General features: G+C 57.2%; 16 protein-coding genes. 10 read left to right on the forward strand and 6 right to left on the reverse strand.

The annotated features are described in order from the left end of the window. Positions 1-819 (reverse strand): metallophosphatase (locus VGK48_06785; protein ID HEY2380875.1); only part of this gene is annotated, 819 nt, incomplete at its 3' end. Positions 820-837: 18 nt separating this feature from the next. Here VGK48_06785 and VGK48_06790 point away from each other — a divergent pair. The 6 genes from VGK48_06790 (at position 838) to VGK48_06815 (ending at position 8602) form a co-directional block, all read left to right on the forward strand. Next, entirely contained in the window at positions 838-2181 is a 1344-nt protein-coding gene (locus VGK48_06790) for a pitrilysin family protein (protein ID HEY2380876.1), read from the forward strand. Continuing rightward, entirely contained in the window at positions 2178-3686 is a 1509-nt protein-coding gene (locus tag VGK48_06795) for a pitrilysin family protein (GenBank protein ID HEY2380877.1), read from the forward strand. The genes VGK48_06790 and VGK48_06795 overlap by 4 nt, the downstream gene beginning before the upstream one ends. Continuing rightward, positions 3686-4837: a lipid-A-disaccharide synthase gene (gene lpxB / locus VGK48_06800; protein HEY2380878.1), complete on the forward strand. Its 1152-nt coding sequence runs from the start codon at positions 3686-3688 to the stop codon at positions 4835-4837. Before VGK48_06795 ends, lpxB begins: the two co-directional genes overlap by 1 nt. Before the next feature lie 124 nt (positions 4838-4961). After that, on the forward strand, positions 4962-6092 hold the full coding sequence (locus VGK48_06805; protein HEY2380879.1) for an aminotransferase class V-fold PLP-dependent enzyme: 1131 nt from the start codon (positions 4962-4964) through the stop codon (positions 6090-6092). Between the two features lie 258 nt (positions 6093-6350). Then, entirely contained in the window at positions 6351-7025 is a 675-nt protein-coding gene (locus VGK48_06810) for a fatty acid desaturase CarF family protein (protein HEY2380880.1), read from the forward strand. 374 nt (positions 7026-7399) lie between these two features. Continuing rightward, complete coding sequence (locus tag VGK48_06815) at positions 7400-8602, forward strand: acyl-CoA dehydrogenase family protein (protein HEY2380881.1); 1203 nt, start codon at positions 7400-7402, stop codon at positions 8600-8602. 216 nt (positions 8603-8818) lie between these two features. On the opposite strand, the gene VGK48_06820 is transcribed toward VGK48_06815, so the two are convergent. Genes VGK48_06820 through VGK48_06835 form a run of 4 tightly spaced genes read right to left on the reverse strand, consistent with a single transcriptional unit; the run spans position 8819 to position 12614 of the window. Continuing rightward, positions 8819-9490 (reverse strand): zf-HC2 domain-containing protein, encoded by a 672-nt coding sequence (locus VGK48_06820; protein ID HEY2380882.1) that lies wholly within the window; start codon positions 9488-9490, stop codon positions 8819-8821. 5 nt (positions 9491-9495) lie between these two features. Further along, positions 9496-10146, reverse strand: coding sequence for a sigma-70 family RNA polymerase sigma factor (locus VGK48_06825; GenBank protein ID HEY2380883.1), 651 nt, complete (start codon positions 10144-10146; stop codon positions 9496-9498). Positions 10147-10167: 21 nt separating this feature from the next. After that, positions 10168-11583 (reverse strand): phosphoglucomutase/phosphomannomutase family protein, encoded by a 1416-nt coding sequence (locus VGK48_06830; GenBank protein HEY2380884.1) that lies wholly within the window; start codon positions 11581-11583, stop codon positions 10168-10170. Then, positions 11580-12614 carry an NDP-sugar synthase gene (locus VGK48_06835; GenBank protein HEY2380885.1) on the reverse strand — a complete coding sequence of 345 codons (1035 nt, stop codon included), beginning with the start codon at positions 12612-12614 and terminating at the stop codon, positions 11580-11582. Before VGK48_06835 ends, VGK48_06830 begins: the two co-directional genes overlap by 4 nt. A 28-nt stretch (positions 12615-12642) precedes the next feature. On the opposite strand from VGK48_06835, the gene pgsA reads away from it, so the two are divergent. The 4 genes from pgsA (at position 12643) to VGK48_06855 (ending at position 15391) form a co-directional block, all read left to right on the forward strand. Further along, positions 12643-13263, forward strand: a complete 621-nt coding sequence (gene pgsA / locus VGK48_06840; GenBank protein ID HEY2380886.1) for a CDP-diacylglycerol--glycerol-3-phosphate 3-phosphatidyltransferase — start codon at positions 12643-12645, stop codon at positions 13261-13263. Then, complete coding sequence (gene amrA, locus VGK48_06845; protein HEY2380887.1) at positions 13247-13816, forward strand: AmmeMemoRadiSam system protein A; 570 nt, start codon at positions 13247-13249, stop codon at positions 13814-13816. Before pgsA ends, amrA begins: the two co-directional genes overlap by 17 nt. Further along, positions 13813-14637: a prolipoprotein diacylglyceryl transferase gene (gene lgt, locus VGK48_06850; GenBank protein HEY2380888.1), complete on the forward strand. Its 825-nt coding sequence runs from the start codon at positions 13813-13815 to the stop codon at positions 14635-14637. The genes amrA and lgt overlap by 4 nt, the downstream gene beginning before the upstream one ends. Before the next feature lie 169 nt (positions 14638-14806). Continuing rightward, the gene (locus VGK48_06855; GenBank protein HEY2380889.1) at positions 14807-15391 is read left to right on the forward strand and encodes a hypothetical protein; all 585 of its coding nucleotides are present in this window, start codon (positions 14807-14809) and stop codon (positions 15389-15391) included. A gap of 79 nt (positions 15392-15470) precedes the next feature. On the opposite strand, the gene VGK48_06860 is transcribed toward VGK48_06855, so the two are convergent. After that, a partial coding sequence (locus VGK48_06860) for a hypothetical protein (GenBank protein HEY2380890.1) occupies positions 15471-16408 on the reverse strand: 938 nt, incomplete at its 5' end.

Raw genomic sequence — 16408 nt, forward strand, 5'->3', positions numbered from 1 at the left:
ATCCGGGACAATGTTTGATACGGGAATGAATTGACTGTCCATCCGGACCAGCTTCCTGTTGGCGAACTCGAGATCGACGCGGCCGACGTTGCGGCCAGACGAACCGGTCTTGGTAATCAACGTTTGCCCGACACGTGTTGACCCGATCGTCGAATGGACGTGGCCGCCGATAATCAGGCGGATTTCGGGAAAGGCACTGGCAATTCGGCGGTCTTCTTCGTCTTCAAGATGGACGGAGGCCATGATGAAGTCCGATTGCCGCCTTACGACCGGCAGCAGCTGTTCCAGCGTCTTCACCGTGTCGAGAACCGACACGTGATCCATGTTCTTGGGAGAGCCCTTGGTTTTCAGTTCCTCCGTTGTCAAGCCGATGATTCCGAATCGAATCCCTTTCGCGGTAGCAATCGTATACTTCTTGATCTCGGAAACCGGACTTTGGACATTGGCCGATAGCACCGGGAACTTCGCCTCGCGCAACAGCATGCGCAGTGCATCCTGGCCATAATCGAATTCATGGTTCCCGATCGTGCCCGACGTATAGCCGATCCGATTCATGGCTTCAATCGTGGGCGCCCCTTTGAACTCGTCGCTGAGGAATGTCCCCGTCGAAATGTCGCCGGCATCGACAATCAGGTCCGGCCTTGCGTTGCGAATGATCGTGGCGATTTCCGCGATTCCACCGACACCCTCACGAGGCAGCAGCTGGCCGTGCAGGTCATTTGTATGCATGATCACAATGTGGGTGGGCGTTTGAGCGGCGAACCATACGCCACCGACGGGAACGAACAGAAGTAGCAGACCTGCCAGTATCCGCCTCATGCTGTACAATTTTACGATATGCGGAAACTTATCGGGCTTGTTTCATTGGTATGCCTGGCCGCCGCCGCGCCCGCCCAGAAGAAGGAAACAAATCTCTTCCCTTATAACTACACTGTCGATGATCTGGCAAACGGGCTGCGCCTGGTAACGGTTCCAACCGATTTCCCCAACATGGTGGCCCTTTATATCATTGTGCAGACCGGTTCACGCGATGAAATCGAACCTGGTAAGAGCGGCTACGCGCACCTGTTTGAACACCTGATGTTCCGTGGAAGCGAGCATTACACGCCCGAACAGCGCGATCTCATTCTGAAAAAAGCCGGCGCGGATTCGAATGCGAGTACGAACATGGACCGCACAACCTACTACGACGTCTTTTCCAGGGAAGATCTGGAACCGGTACTGAAGCTGGAAGCCGACCGGTTCCAGCGTCTGAAATATTCCGAACCCGCATATAAAACGGAGTCGCTGGCGGTTCTGGGCGAATACAACAAAAACAGCGCCGACCCGACCGAGAAACTCGACGAAGTGCTGCATGCCACCGCATTCACAAAGAATACCTACGCGCACACGACGATGGGGTTTCTCAAAGACATCCAGGACATGCCGAATCAGTATCCATACAGCCTGGAGTTCTACCAGCGGTTCTACCGTCCGGAATACACGACGATCGTTCTGGCGGGTGATTTGAGCCGGGATCAGGCGCTCAATCTTGTGAAGAAATACTTCGGAGAGTGGAAACGCGGGAGCTATGTCCCGTCGATCCCGCCGGAGCCGGCCCAGACTGCTCCCCGGACCGCCACCGTCGAGTGGGCGTCGCCCACGCTGCCGTGGGTCGTCGTCGCCTTCAAGGGACCGGCGTATTCCAACGACAAGAAGGACAAACCGGCGCTCGATCTGCTGTTACCTATGGCATTCGGCTCGAATTCGGATCTTTATCAGAAGCTCGTTTTGAAAGAACAGAAAGTCGACGTGCTCGACACGGATTTCGGCGGCCATCCCGCTCCTGAATTGTTTTCGGTCTCCGCACGGGTTAAGGATGGGAAGGACCTGGACTACGTTCGCGACGAAATTCTGGCTGCGTTCAAACGTTTCACGGATGAAAACGTGGATCCGATGAAACTCAATGCAACACGGTCGCGCCTCCGCTACAGCTTCGCCCTGAGAATGAACAGTTCGCCTGCGATTGCGAGTTCCCTGGCGCTCTACATCGGATTGATGCGTTCACCGGATACGATCAACAAGCTCTTTGCGCTTTATCAGCAGCTCACCCCGGAAGACATCCGGGCCGCCGCCAGGCAGTATTTCGTTCTCAATAACCGCACCATTGTGACGTTGACGTCGAATCGGGGTACGAAATGACCGGACGAAAACGTTTTCTTGTGCCTTTGATGTTCTGTCTTGTGCCGGTGGTGATTATTTCCTCTTCGGCCGCGGTTCCGGCAAAACCGGCAAGCGTGCTTCTTCCAGGAACGTCGCCCCTGGTCACGTTTCGAATCCTTTTCATGACCGGCTCCGCCTACGATCCGCCCGGCAAGGAAGGCCTGGCGCAGCTGACGGCATCGATGCTGGCGGAAGGCGGAACCCGCTCGATGACGTACGACCAGATTGTGAAAGCTCTGTATCCCATGGCGTCTTCGGTGAGTGCGCAGGTCGATAAAGAAATGACGGTCTTCTCCGGCACCTCCCATATCGAAAACCTCGAGCGCTATTACCCGCTGCTCAAGGACATGCTGCTGGACCCGGGGTTCAGAGCCGACGACTTCATGCGCCTGCGGGAAGACGCGGTCAACTACCTCAAGGTCTCCCTCCGGGAAAGCAACGACGAAGAACTCGGCAAAGAGTACCTGTACAATGTGATCTATTCCGGCCATCCCTACGGGCACGACAACACAGGCCGCATCGTTGCGCTCGAGAAGCTGACGATCGATGATGTCCGGGACTTCTATCGCGGTCACTACACCGCAGCGAACCTGGTGGTCGGACTTGCCGGCGGATATCCGAAAGGATTCCCGGAAAAGGTGGAGGCTGATTTTACAAAGCTGCCTGAAACTTCGGCGGATCAGAAGCATTTCGACGCTCCGAAAATCGCGGCCGGAATGCATGTCGACATCATCACGCGCGACACGCGTTCGACCGCGATTTCACTGGGATTCCCGATTGACGTCAACCGGTCGGCAAAGGACTGGGCCGCTCTCGCGCTGATCGCGTCGTATTTCGGCCAGCACCGGTCGTCCAACAGTTACCTTTTTCAACGGCTGCGGGAAGCGCGCGGAATGAATTACGGCGATTACGCTTACATCGAATATTTTCCACGCGGAATGTTCCTGATGACGCCCGAACCGAATCTCGGCCGGCAGCAGCAGATCTTCCAGATCTGGATCCGGCCCGTGGAGCAGGATAACGGCGTCTTCGCTTTGCGGGCCGCTCTGTACGAATACGACAAACTCGTAAGAGACGGCCTTTCCCAACACGAGTTCGACACCACACGCGAGTTCCTGACCAAGTATGCGAACGTGCTCACTCAGACTCAGAGCGCACGCCTCGGTTATGCCATGGACAGCCGCTATTACGGCATTCCGGATTACAACGCCTATGTCCGCACGCAGCTTGCGAAGCTGACGCTTGCCGATGTGAATGCTGCAATACGGCGTCACCTGAAGACCGAACGCATGCGGGCCGTCGTGGTAACTAAAAACGGGGAAGGATTCCGCAACTCGATCGTGAACAACTCACCGTCACCCATAACCTACAATTCACCGAAACCGAAAGAGATCATGGACGAAGACAAGGTCATTCAGGTTTATAAGATCAACGCACGGCCTGAAGACATCCGCATCGTTCCAGTCGAGCAAATCTTCGAATAATGTCCCGGCAATTTCTGATCGTTGCCGGCGAAGCATCCGCAGACATGTACGGGGCCGAAGTCGTCCGGTCCCTGCGCCGCAAATTTCCGGACGCCCGGTTTTTCGGCCTGGGCGGCCCGCGCATGCGCAATGCGGGCGTCGAACTCGAAGGCGACATCAGCAAAACTGCTGTTGTCGGACCTTTCGAAATGCTCAGCTCTCTCGGACACCTGTATGGGGTTTTCCGGCGTCTTGCGGAACGCGTCGAGGCGGAACCGCCGGACGCGGCGGTCCTGATCGATTTCCCGGATTTCAATCTGCGGCTGGCCAAACGCATAAAACACGCCCACGTGCCAATCGTTTACTACATCAGTCCGCAGGTATGGGCCTGGCGCGAAGGGCGGGTAAAGCAGATCTCCGAACTCGTGAACAAGATGCTCGTCATCTTTCCCTTCGAAGAAGAGATTTACCGGAAGGCCGGCGTGGATGTCGAGTTCGTGGGGCACCCGCTGATCGACATGGTTCGGACAACGAAATCAAAGGAAGAGTTTTGCGAAGATCACGGAATCGATCCCAGGCGAACTCTGGTCGCGCTTCTGCCGGGAAGCCGGCGCAAGGAAGTGCGTTTCATTCTTCCGACGCTCTGCGAAGCCGCGACGCTTATTCTCGCCAGGAAACCGGATGCGCAGTTCATCCTGCCGCTGGCCGCAGGGCTCGACCGCCGCTTTGTCCAGGAGATGATCCGCGGAGTTTCGGTGAAGATCGTGATGAACGACACCTACAATGCGATCCGATTTGCCCGCGCCGCCATCGTCGCCAGCGGAACCGCGACGCTTGAAACAGCGCTGCTGGGAACACCGGAAGTCATTGTTTACCGGATTTCGCACGCGACCTGGACGCTCGGGAAATTCCTGCTGAAGGTCCGGCTGTTTGGAATCGTTAACATCATTCTCGGCGAGGAAGTCGTCCCCGAGCTGTTCCAGGACCGCATGACGCCGGAAGCCGTCAGCCAGACGGCACTGCGGTTGATGGACGATGTCTGGATCCAATCCCGGATCCGAACGAACTACGAAAAACTACGGCGCCAGCTGGGGACAGGGAATGTGGCGGAGCGAGTGGCGGAAGCCGTGGAGAAGCTGGTTAATTCCGGACCAGGACACACTACAGAATGATTGGGGATGCCACCGGCCGGCGGCAAAAGAATCGTCTTTTTTCGCCGCGACGGTGTGCCCATGTGATTTCGGGTCTGCGTCGGTGTTATCCTGAGGGTTTTATTTCACTCAGCGAGGTTATGCTGTGCCTGGATTACTTCCCAATGTCGACCCTGATGGATTGCTCGAATACTCAGTTGTTTTCACCGACCGTGCGGTCAACCACATGTCTCTCAAGTTCCGTAATGTGGTCAAGGACATATCCCGCATCCTGAAACAGACCTACAACGCACACGCGGCGGTCCTTGTGCCGGGCAGCGGCACGTTTGGAATGGAATCGGTCGCCCGCCAGTTCGGAACCGGACAGAAGTGTCTGGTCATCCGCAACGGATGGTTCAGCTACCGGTGGAGTCAGATTTTCGAGGTGGGAAAAATCCCATCGCAGGAAATCGTGTTGAAGGCGCGCCGGAGCGGAGCGGGTCCGCAGGCGCCCTTTGCACCGGCGCCTATTGAAGAAGTCACAGCTGCGATTTCGAAGGAGCGGCCGGCGGTTGTGTTCGCGCCTCATGTCGAAACCGCGTCGGGAATGATTTTGCCGCCGGATTACATGCGCGCGGTCGGCGAAGCCGTCCATGCCGTGGGCGGACTGTTCGCCCTCGATTGCATTGCCTCCGGGGCGATCTGGGTCGATATGAAGGACGTCGGCGCCGACGTTCTGATTTCCGCTCCGCAAAAAGGCTGGAGCGGTCCCGCGTCTTGCGCCATGGTTCTCCTCTCCGCGTCCGCACGTGAACGTCTTGATAAGACCCAGAACACCAGCTTCACGATGGATCTCAAAAAATGGATGCAGATCATGGAAGCCTTCGAAGCAGGTGGCCATGCCTATCACACCACGATGCCGACCGATGCCCTCACGCGTCTGCGCGATGCAATGCTGGAAACCGAAGCCGCCGGACTGGACTTGCTCAAGTCGCGCCAGCAGAGTCAGGGCGATCAGGTTCGCGCTCTCCTTGAGAGCAAAGGGTTTGGCAGCGTCGCCGCGAAGGGATTTCAGTCTCCCGGCGTCGTGGTGAGTTACACGACGGATCCCGACATCCAGAATTCCAAAAAATTCGCCGCTCACGGATTGCAGGCCGCTGCCGGCGTTCCGCTCCAGTGCGACGAGGGAGCGGACTTCAAGACTTTCCGGCTCGGCCTTTTCGGCCTCGATAAATTGAAGAACGTTGAACGCACGGTGCAGAACCTGGCGAAAGCCCTGGATCAGATCAAGAGTTGAGCACCGCCAGGGAGTGGACGCAGCGCGAAGGAGTTCGTTCAGGCCTTCAAGTGTGCTCTCGACCCCGACACCATCGGCCGTCCTGAAAACCCGCAGTTTTTGGCCGCGCAAGCGCGATTCCTTGCACTGCGGCTCTCCCATTCGACGTGGAGAGCCGCCCCCGCTCGGTAATATCGGCGCGGCAAGCTCGTAATTGTTTGCGAGGTCCCGTGGAGTTTTCTTGCGAATTTTCCTCGCCAATTCCGCTTATATCCCATGATGAGTGTCCTCAGGCAGCGCGATCCTCACGCGATGGCGTGCGTGGCCATCTGGATATTTCTGGTTGCAAGTGTGTGGTTGACCGCACGGATTGCTTGGATGATCACATTGAGTAACTTGTGGATTCTAACGGCAGGAGTGTTGTCCGGTTTCGTCGCACAAGACTTTGTGTCGGGTTTGATCCATTGGGCATGCGACACCTGGGGGTCGCCGGCGACGCCCATAATCGGCGATCCGCTCATTCGCGTGTTTCGCGAGCATCACAGTGATCCGAAGGCGATGACGCATCACGGATTCGTGGCTACGAACGGCGCAAACTGCCTCGCAACGTTGCCGGCGCTGCTACCCGCGCTTATGCTGCCGCTGAACGGCAACGCGACCTGGTCGATGTACGTTGCCGCCTTTGTGCTGTCACTGACAAGCTTTGGTTTCATAACAAATCAGGCTCATAAATGGGCGCATATGGATGTGCCGCCGAAATCCGCGGCATGGTTGCAGAGCCGTGCTCTGATTCTGCCGCCCCAGCATCACGCGATACACCACGCCACTCCCTTCGATAGTCACTACTGCATCACCACAGGATGGATGAACAGGCCACTTCAAAGAATCCGCTTCTTCGCCAGGCTGGAGTGGCTGATCACCGCGTTGACTGGCGCTCAGCCCCGTGTAACATAAGGCAACATCCTTGCCGGCAAGCGCGGCTGACCGAGAAACCCTCACACCGCTCAAATCTTCCCTGACGCGATGCCTCCGGCGGTGACGAGAAATGGATTCGGCGTGATCAGGCGAGAGGAAGTTTCGTAATCGCGCTGGATCTGCCGGAGCACTGTTCGAAGAGTGCGCGGTTTCCTCCGGAGAAGGCGGCCAGCGTGTTGCCGTTCAGGATTCTTACATTCCAGAGTCGTTTAAGCAGCAAAGTCGCCAAGTCCGGGCGGCGTAATCGCGTTCTGATGATCCGCTTGAACGACGCGAAAAATGAACGCTCATATCGATGAGGCCTACGACCTGACATCCGTCCTCCCTGGCGACGCGATACAATAGGCGCCACTATGAGCCAAGCAGTCACAACCCAAGCTGGTGTGCCCGATGCCGCCGAGTTGATGGAGCGCGCGACTCGCATGCGGCCGCTCCTCCAAGCCAACGCCGAAGAGACCGATCGTTTGCGGCGCCTGCCCGACGCGATTGTGCAGGCTTTGCGCGAGAGCGGTCTTTGCCGATTGATGGTCCCGCGCCGACTGGGTGGCTACGAAACCGACATACACACCTACATTGCGGCGATGGCCGAAATCGGTCGAGGCTGCGGATCGAGCGCCTGGACAGCGAGCCTGTTGAATGTCTGCGCATGGCTTGCGGGCCTGTTTCCGGAACGTGCACAACTCGACGTCTGGGGCGCCGATCCCGAAGCTTGGATCGCCGGCTCGCTCGCACCGCGGGGAGAAGCGCGGGCCGTCGAGGGCGGTTGGATGGTCAATGGACGCTGGCCTTGGGCCTCCGGCTGTCTGCACGCGCAATGGGCCGCATGCGGCATCCACATGAAGAATGAAAGCGGCGAAATGGCGAACCTGGGTCTCTCGTTACTGCAGATGACAGACCTGACGATCGAAGACACCTGGCACATGTCAGGCATGAAGGGGACCGGGAGCAACACGATTGTCGCGACAGGAGTTTTGGTTCCCGCGCATCGATTTCTGCCATACCCTGACGCATTCGAAGGCCGCTACCGGACAGAACATCAGGACGAATCGCTTTATCGCGCCGCCCTCGTCCCGTTCACAATACTGATCCTGATCGGTTCTCAGCTTGGTGTCGCCCGCGCCGCCCTTGACTATGTGATGGCCAATGCCTCGGCGCGCGGTGTCACACACACAAACTTCTCGAAACAAACCGAGTCCGCAGGGTTTCAAATCCAGATTGCCGAAGCGGCCATGAAAATTGAAACGGCATACCTGCACGCGTTCCGCGCCGCAGATGATCTCGATGAGAGCGCAAGAAGAACCGCCCATCCCGCCCTCGTCGCACGGGCACGAATACGTGCCGACGTCGCACTGGTCGCGAAGTATTGCCGCGAGGCAGTTGATATGCTGGTGTCCGCCCACGGCACATCAAGTCTTGCCGACTCGAACCCCTTACAGAGACTTTGGCGCGACATTCACGTCGCAAGCCATCACGCGATAACGGAGTGGCAGGTCAATCTCGAGATCTATGGGAAAGCCCTTCTCGGCGTCGAGCCGAATATCACTTCCCTGATTTAGGAACTGAGGGGTCTTACACCTGAACAACTTCAAAGTTCTTCGCGAGGAATTCGTTCGGATCTATTCCGAACCGGTCCTTCAACGGTTTCTGGAAAAACAAAGGCAATCCCATCCCGGCGTGGATCTTCCCGAGCCTCCAGAATCCGGAACCCTCGATATCCGCCAGGTCATCGAGTCCCCTTATTTCTTTGCGTGACAGATTGTTGCGGGTTCGGGTTAATTCCGGACCAGGACAAACGACAGAATGATTGTGGATGCCACCGGCCGGCCGAACTGTGTTGCCGGTGTGAAATGCGCGAGCGAGAGCATTTGCTGGACCGATTCGGGAACATGCGATCCCGAAAGAACCTGATAGTCCAGGACCTGGCCCTCATTTCCCACGTAGGTTTCGATCGTCAGCGGTTCCTGCAGATCCTGATTGCCGCCGGAAGCATAACGGATCCAATTCGGATCGGTCGTATGGACAGGCTTGAACAATCCAAAGACGGGTTCTTCGGCGATGTGATCCTGGGCCAGCACGGTGGAATTCGATGCGAGACTGCCCAATAGAACGCCGAAAAACAGCATCGTCAACGACACGCCAAGCACGACAGGAACAACCAGCGGCCTGAGCAGATCCTGCAGGCGATTCTCGAACCGGACCAGCGTGTTTCTATTCCGTTCCTGAGAAAGCCTCACGCGAGTCTCGAGCACCATGTCTTCGGGTAACTCGGGGGTCTCGATGCGGGCGATCAGGCTCCGCATCGAAATATAGGACTGAAGCTGCCGCCTGCATGGCTCGCAACCGGCGACATGGCCGTCGAGGCGTTCGGCCTGTTGCGGGGAGACCATCGAGTCGATGAAGGGGCTCATCAACTTTTGTGCGGCGGAACAGTTCAAGTTACTCATTACAACTACCTCAAATCCCGGACCGATAAAAATCGCATCAGCGACTTCTTCAGGTCAGCCCGCGCCCGGGCCAGGCGGGACTTCACGGTCCCGACAGAAACGCCGAGTACATCGGCGATTTCGATATACGAGAATCCTTCGATATCGCGCAGCACAATGATAGACCGGTGCTCCCGGGACAGCTTTCCCAGCGCCTGTTGAATGGCGCCCTCTTCTTCCTTCGACTGCAACGCCTGCTCCGGCGTCGGGCCGGAGGCCGGAACCATCCGTCCGGCATCGATGCCGGATCCATTCGGTTGGTCGTCCAGAGACACCGTGGCAAATTTGTGCCGCCTTTTCCACCACCGCAAACGATTCAGAATTTCCGAGAAGGCGATTCTGAAAATCCATGTTTTCAGTGCGGCTTCGCCCTTGAATCCCGCAATGTTGCGAAAGACTTTGAGGAAGATTTCCTGGACAATGTCCGACGCTTCCGCTGAATCACCGAGCATCCGGTATGCCACGTGAAAGATGGAGGCGCTGTAGGTGCGCACGAGTTCGTCATACGCCGCGTCCTCGTTGGCCTGAAGGCGCGAGACAAACAGGGCATCGTCGGAACTCAGCGCGCTTTGTCCGGCAGCGCGGTCCAGCCAGTTATAGGCGATCTCTCTCGGCATCAGTATTTCGCCCTACAAGGATTAATGGACACCGTCAGTGGTGAATTGTTCCACAAATTTCAGGCCTGCGCCCATTATTTCGGCTACCGCATTCCGGCTGGGGGCTTCGCAGTAAACCCTTAGTAACGGCTCGGTTCCAGACTGCCTGAAAAGAATCCAGCTGTCGTTCTCTAAAAACACTTTGCAACCATCGAGTTGCCCGACCTCTTTGACCCGCCGGGCGGCAAACGCCGCGGGCGGCTCGCTTTTCCAGGCGGCGACCACTCGATTGCCGGCCTCAATCGGTACATGCAGGTCCCGGCGGTCGTAGTGGAACTCGCCAAACTCCTTCCACATGTCATGGATCAACTCGGTGCACGACTTTCCGGAAGCTGCCAGGAGGTCGAGGAAAAGAAGATTGATGAAAATACCGTCCCGCTCCGGAAGATGCCGCGAAAGACCGATTCCGCCGCTCTCCTCACCACCGATCAGGATTTCGTGCTCGAGCATGAGCTCACCGATGTTCTTGAATCCAATAGGCCGCTCGAAAAGCTCCAGGCCGAGTTTCGAAGCAATTCGCGGGATCAGCAGACTCTGGGAGTAGGTTCTTGCGACTGCGCCGCGCCAACCTTTATTGCGATATATATGGAGCAGCAACAGGGACAAGGTCTGCAGCGTATTGACGTATTCGCCGGTCTCATCGACGATGCCGAGGCGGTCGGCGTCGCCGTCGGTGGCAAGCCCAACGTCGCTTCCCGTCTTGCGAACGGCATCGCCCAGCGGCCCGAGCTGCGGCATCATGGGTTCGGGATTAATGCCGCCAAACAAAGGGTCCGGATTCCCCCGAATGGTTTGAACCGCGCAGCATGTCTCGCGGAGCAGTTGTTCGAGAATGTATCCGCCGCATCCGTGCATGGAATCGACGACGACTTTGAGCTTCGAATTTGCGATTCGCCCCCAGTCGACAAGCGATTTGAGGTGGTCGAAGTAGTAAGGTTCCGGCGCAATCGTTTCAAGCGGGCGCGGCCTGTAGTCGCGGGCTTCAGCCCGCGTCAAATTCTCCTCAATTTTTGCCGTGATCGCGGGCGTGGCGCTGCCGCCAAAATGCGCCTTCACTTTGAATCCATTGAAGGTGGCAGGATTATGGCTGGCCGTGATCATGATGCCGCCGACAAATTTCCGCCGCCGCACTTCGAATGAAACATAGGGCGTCGGATACGGCCGGTCGAGCATGACCACTCGAAAACCATTCGCTGCAAAGACTTCCGCAGCCGCCCTCGCAAACGCGGCGGATTGGAACCGGACATCGAATCCGACCAATACGGCCTGCTCCGGACCTTCAACAGTTTTGAAATAGTCTGCGGTCGCCTGGGCCGCGCGCCGCACGTTTTCAAAGGTAAATTCTTCCGCAATGATGGCGCGCCAGCCATCCGTCCCGAATTTGATTGGATTTTTCATAGGAAAGAGAAATCGGTAAGCACTGTCTTGTCGCCCAGAACAACGCCATGCCGGAGCCTGGCGGAGCGGCCGATGTAGCAGCCTTTGCCGATCAGACTGCCGGAGATGCGCGCATCGGCGTCGATGGTATTGCCCGCCCAGATCACGGAATCGACAATATGCACTCCTTCGTCGATCTTGCAATTGTTCCCGATGACAGAGTTTTCGATCCGTACTCCGGCGCGGATCGTCACGTCCGGCCCGATGATTGATTTTTCGTCGATTGCAGCGCCGGCCGGCAGCGCGGCTCGAAGCAGAGCACTCTTCGCAACGCGGGGAGACGCGAACTTTCCGGAAAGGATGTCGTGATGGACCTCCAGATACTTTTGCGGCGTGCCGATATCGATCCAGTACTTATCGAGCACAAACGACATAACGGGCTCTTTGTGCTCCAGCAAGGTGGGAAAGAGTCCGCGCTCGAATGAGTAAGGCTCGCCTTTCGGCATGTACTTCAGGACGGAAGGCTCGAGAACATAGATTCCGGCGTTGATGGTGTTGCAGGTGATTTCATCCGGTCCCGGCTTTTCGATGAATCGTTGAATCCAGCCTTCGGGGTCGGTCTCGACGAGTCCATAGGCCGAAGGATTCTCGACCGGCGTCAGGACAATCGTCGCCACGGCCCGGGTGGCCCGGTGATGCGCGACCACGGCGCCAAGGTCAATCGCCGTCAGGACGTCACCGTTAAAAACCACCGTCGAATCGCTGATGTGTTCTTCGGCATTCTTGAAAGCGCCCCCGGTGCCCAGGGGAGTGCCTTCCACGGCATACCGGATCCAGACACCGTAATCCGAACCATCTTTTAACAAATCTTCGATTTTCCGTGGCTGATACGACAAACTGAGGATGATTTCGTCAATTCCGGCGCTCCGCATCAGGTCGATCTGATAGAGAAGAAACGGGGAATTGGCCACCGGTACAACCGGTTTCGGAGTATTGATCGTCAGAGGGCGTAAGCGGGTGCCTTTCCCGCCGGCCAGAATGAGTCCCTTCATAATAGGTTTCTATACTAGAATATCCGACATGAATCTGCCCAACGGGTTGACGTTGATGCGGATATTTTTAGTTCCGCTCCTCGTCGCTGTATTGCTTACGCAGTATAGCGTGATTGCCGTCGTGGTGTTCCTTGCCGCGTCGCTGACGGACCTGCTTGACGGCTATCTGGCGCGGAAACGCGGCCAGGTCACGACACTGGGTACGCTCCTGGATCCCGTGGCGGACAAGCTTCTTATTTCTTCAGCATTCATTGCTCTCGTTCAGCTTCAACTGGTTCATGCCTGGATGGTGGCCATCATCGTCGGCCGCGAATTCGCAGTAACGGGTTTGCGCAGCATCGCATCGGCTCAAGGTTTCACGATCGACGCGTCACAATTCGGCAAAATCAAGATGGTCACGCAGGTGGCGGCGATTACGTTCCTGATTCTGGGCATGCCGGGCGGCATTCCCCATCCTGCGTTTCAGAAAGTGGGCAATTTCATGCTGATTGTCGTGGTTGTGTTCGCCGTGGTTTCTGCCGTCGACTATTTCCGCCGGTTCTGGACAAAGATCGACGATGGCTTCAAGGCAAAGCAGCGCCGCCAGCTCATCATTCGGGAAAAGAGACAGCGGCGCCAGCTCTCCACTCGCAATGTTCCAACTCACTGAAGACGCCCAACGGCTTCTTCTTCAAATCGCACGAAACGCAGCCCGGTCTTATCTCTCGGGCCAGTCTCCCCATATGCCCGAAATCCCTCCGGGCATCCTGACCGAGTCCTGTGGGGTTTTTGTATCGATTCACAAGGGTACAAATCTTCGTGGCTGTATCGGGAACCTGCATTCAGCCAGCCCTCTTTACCGCGCAACGGCCGAGTGTGCAGTCGCCGCGGCAGTAGGCGATCCGCGATTTATGCCGATGAGCGCAGCTGAGCTTCAGGAAGTGGAGTTTGAGGTTTCGGTGCTGAGTCCTTTGAGCCGCGTTTCACATATTCATGAAATCGAGATCGGCACGCACGGGCTGCTGGTCAACAAGAACGGCTCGCGAGGACTGCTTCTGCCGCAGGTCGCGGCCGCATACGGCTGGGACCGCGAGCGATTCCTGCAGGAAACCTGTGTGAAAGCCGGTCTTATGCGCGATGAATGGATGAACGGCGCGGCGATCGATTGTTTCAGCGCCATCGTCTTCGCAGAGAAGCAATTTCACCACAGCCTCGCCACATGATTCTGACGCTTCCTTACCCCAACATCGATCCGGTGTTTCTGCGGCTCGGGCCCGTGCAGCTGCGCTGGTACGGGCTCATGTACATGGTGTCGTTCATCATCTGCTTTTTTGTACTTCGCCGTTACGCGAAATACAGAAAGCTGCAGATGTCCACCGACGACCTGTACGACTTTTTGTTTTATCTGATCCTCGGTGTGATGGTCGGCGGCCGCCTTGGATACGTCCTGTTCTACGATCTCGGCAGCTATCTTCGGGATCCGCTTTCCATAGTTGCCATCTGGCAAGGCGGAATGTCGTTCCACGGCGGATTCATCGGCATGATCCTTGCGACGATCTGGATCACGCGCAGGAAGGGCTGGAACTTCTGGGAGATTGCAGACCTCGGGGCGGCGGCGGCTCCAATCGGACTGGGTCTCGGACGCATCGGAAATTTTATTAACGGAGAATTGTTCGGCCGTGTCACGAACGTGCCGTGGGCGATGGTCTTTCCGGAAGGCGGCAGCATGCCGCGCCATCCCTCGCAGCTCTATGAAGCCATTCTTGAAGGGCTGGTACTTTTCTTCATCTTGCGCTGGTTTTACCGAAAGAACTTCTATCGGGGAACCGTGTTCTGGGCATTGCTGGCTTTCTACGGCCTGTTCCGATTCCTGGTTGAGTTTGTGCGCGAACCGGACGCGCAAATCGGTCTCGACCTCGGCCCATTTACGCGGGGACAGGAACTCACCTTTCCGATGCTGATCATCGGCGCCGCCATGATGATCGTGTGCATCCGGCGGCCCGCCGTAGAACCGGCGCCTCGGCGGCGCAAATCCCGCGCATAGGCAGGCGCGCTTCGAATACCTATCGCGTGCACCCCGAGTGCTCCAGATCGAGAGGACCCTGCCGCATGGTCTATTTAAGTTATTGGTTTAATGTGACATTCGGTCGTCCCTGACATTGGCAACCAACCTGCCGTTACCAGGAATATTTCGTAGAAAGGAACCCTCCGATATGAACCGAGTGGTAGTTGGACTGGCCGCGTTTGCATTTGCGATGGTGGCTCCGTCTGTTTTTGCACAGGAACACGATCACGGAGAGATCGGCGTATATGGCAACTATTTCCGGCTAAATGACTTGGGAAATACAAACTTCATGGGGGTCGGCGGGCGCGTTGGTTTTAATGTCGCCCCACGGGTCCAGCTTGAAGGTCAAATGACGTATGATTTCGCCCAGAACTTCACGTCCAGCAGTACTTCGGACTTCAGCACAACGATTGTCCGTTCAAATTTGACGCTGCTGCATGGACTGTTCGGACCCAAGGTCGATCTTGGAACCGATCATGCCCGCTTTTTCGCAACATTCCAGGGCGGATTCCTCCGGTTCGGGGTCGCGAACGGGTCGACCAGTAACAGCTTCACCAGCTCGATCAGCGGCTTCGGTGACAGCTCCACGAACGGTGCGCTTTACCCTGGGATTGGAGGCGAATTCTATGTCGGACCGGTGGGAGTGCGTGTGGATGTAGGCGACTTTATTTATTGGAACGCGGGGGGCCACAACAACCTGGTTGTCAAGTTCGGGCCGCAGATCAAATTCTGATAAGCATGGCTTGTGAGCGACCCCCTGCCGCCGCAAAGCGGCGGCAGGGGGTCGCTCACAAGGATTTTTTGGGCGAGACTCACCGCCGCTCGACCTCGTCGCCAAGCATCAGCGCGTCCACGGCATAGGTCACAAGCGCTGTCGAGGCACGCTCGCCGACTCGCACCACAACCACCTCTCCGACCGCGGTGCGCACATTCTTCAGTTTTTGCGTTTCGGGCGGCGCAGGGAACAGCCGCTGGTCGAAATCGATATGGCGGTAGGCAACAAACACATCACCGGGTTTGACGCTCTGGTCCTGGCCGATGTCGATGTAGACAATGGAGCCGACCTCGGCGATTCCACGTTCGACCGCTCCGAGGCGGTCATTCGTACGCACGCCCGGCGTTGCACCTGACATATGGAAGGTTGATCCGAAATTCAACAAGATGCTCTTTGCGGCGACGATAACCCCACTGGCTCCGCCGTTGACCATCATCGTCGGACTGAATGGACGCGGACGTGGAGGTTGGGGGAAAGCAACCTGATGGAAGGGCATTAAAACATCGCCCACTTCGACGGCATCCGCACAAGTGACCATCACCCGCGCGAGCGAGAAATCCGCTTGAGTCAGGACCACCTTGATCTGCGCGACATCCAGATAGTGCATCCCGAGATCCCGGCTCGCGGTCGTCCGGCCGTACGGATTGACGAGCGTTTTCGTCGGCCGGACAACGTCATACGTATTCCCCGTCTGAATTCCATCCTCCGAACCCTGGCTCAGGTAGATGTAATCGGCTTCTCCGGCCAGCACCGCTCCCGTCGCGTCAAATCTGGCAATCACTTTCAAATTGTGCGGAATCGGCTCCGTAGTCACGAACCCGGAGCAATACAGGTCTGAATATTTGACCTCGGTCGCCGATTTAAGAGTGTCATTGATAACGATGGTCGGTGCCCTGGGCGCTGCAGCGGCTCGGGCCGGAGGTGGAGCAACCTGGGCGCGCGCCGGCGGAGGCGGCGGAGGCTCCGGCCTCACAG

This window comes from Terriglobia bacterium (assembly GCA_036496425.1).
GTDB lineage: Bacteria > Acidobacteriota > Terriglobia > 20CM-2-55-15 > 20CM-2-55-15 > 20CM-2-55-15.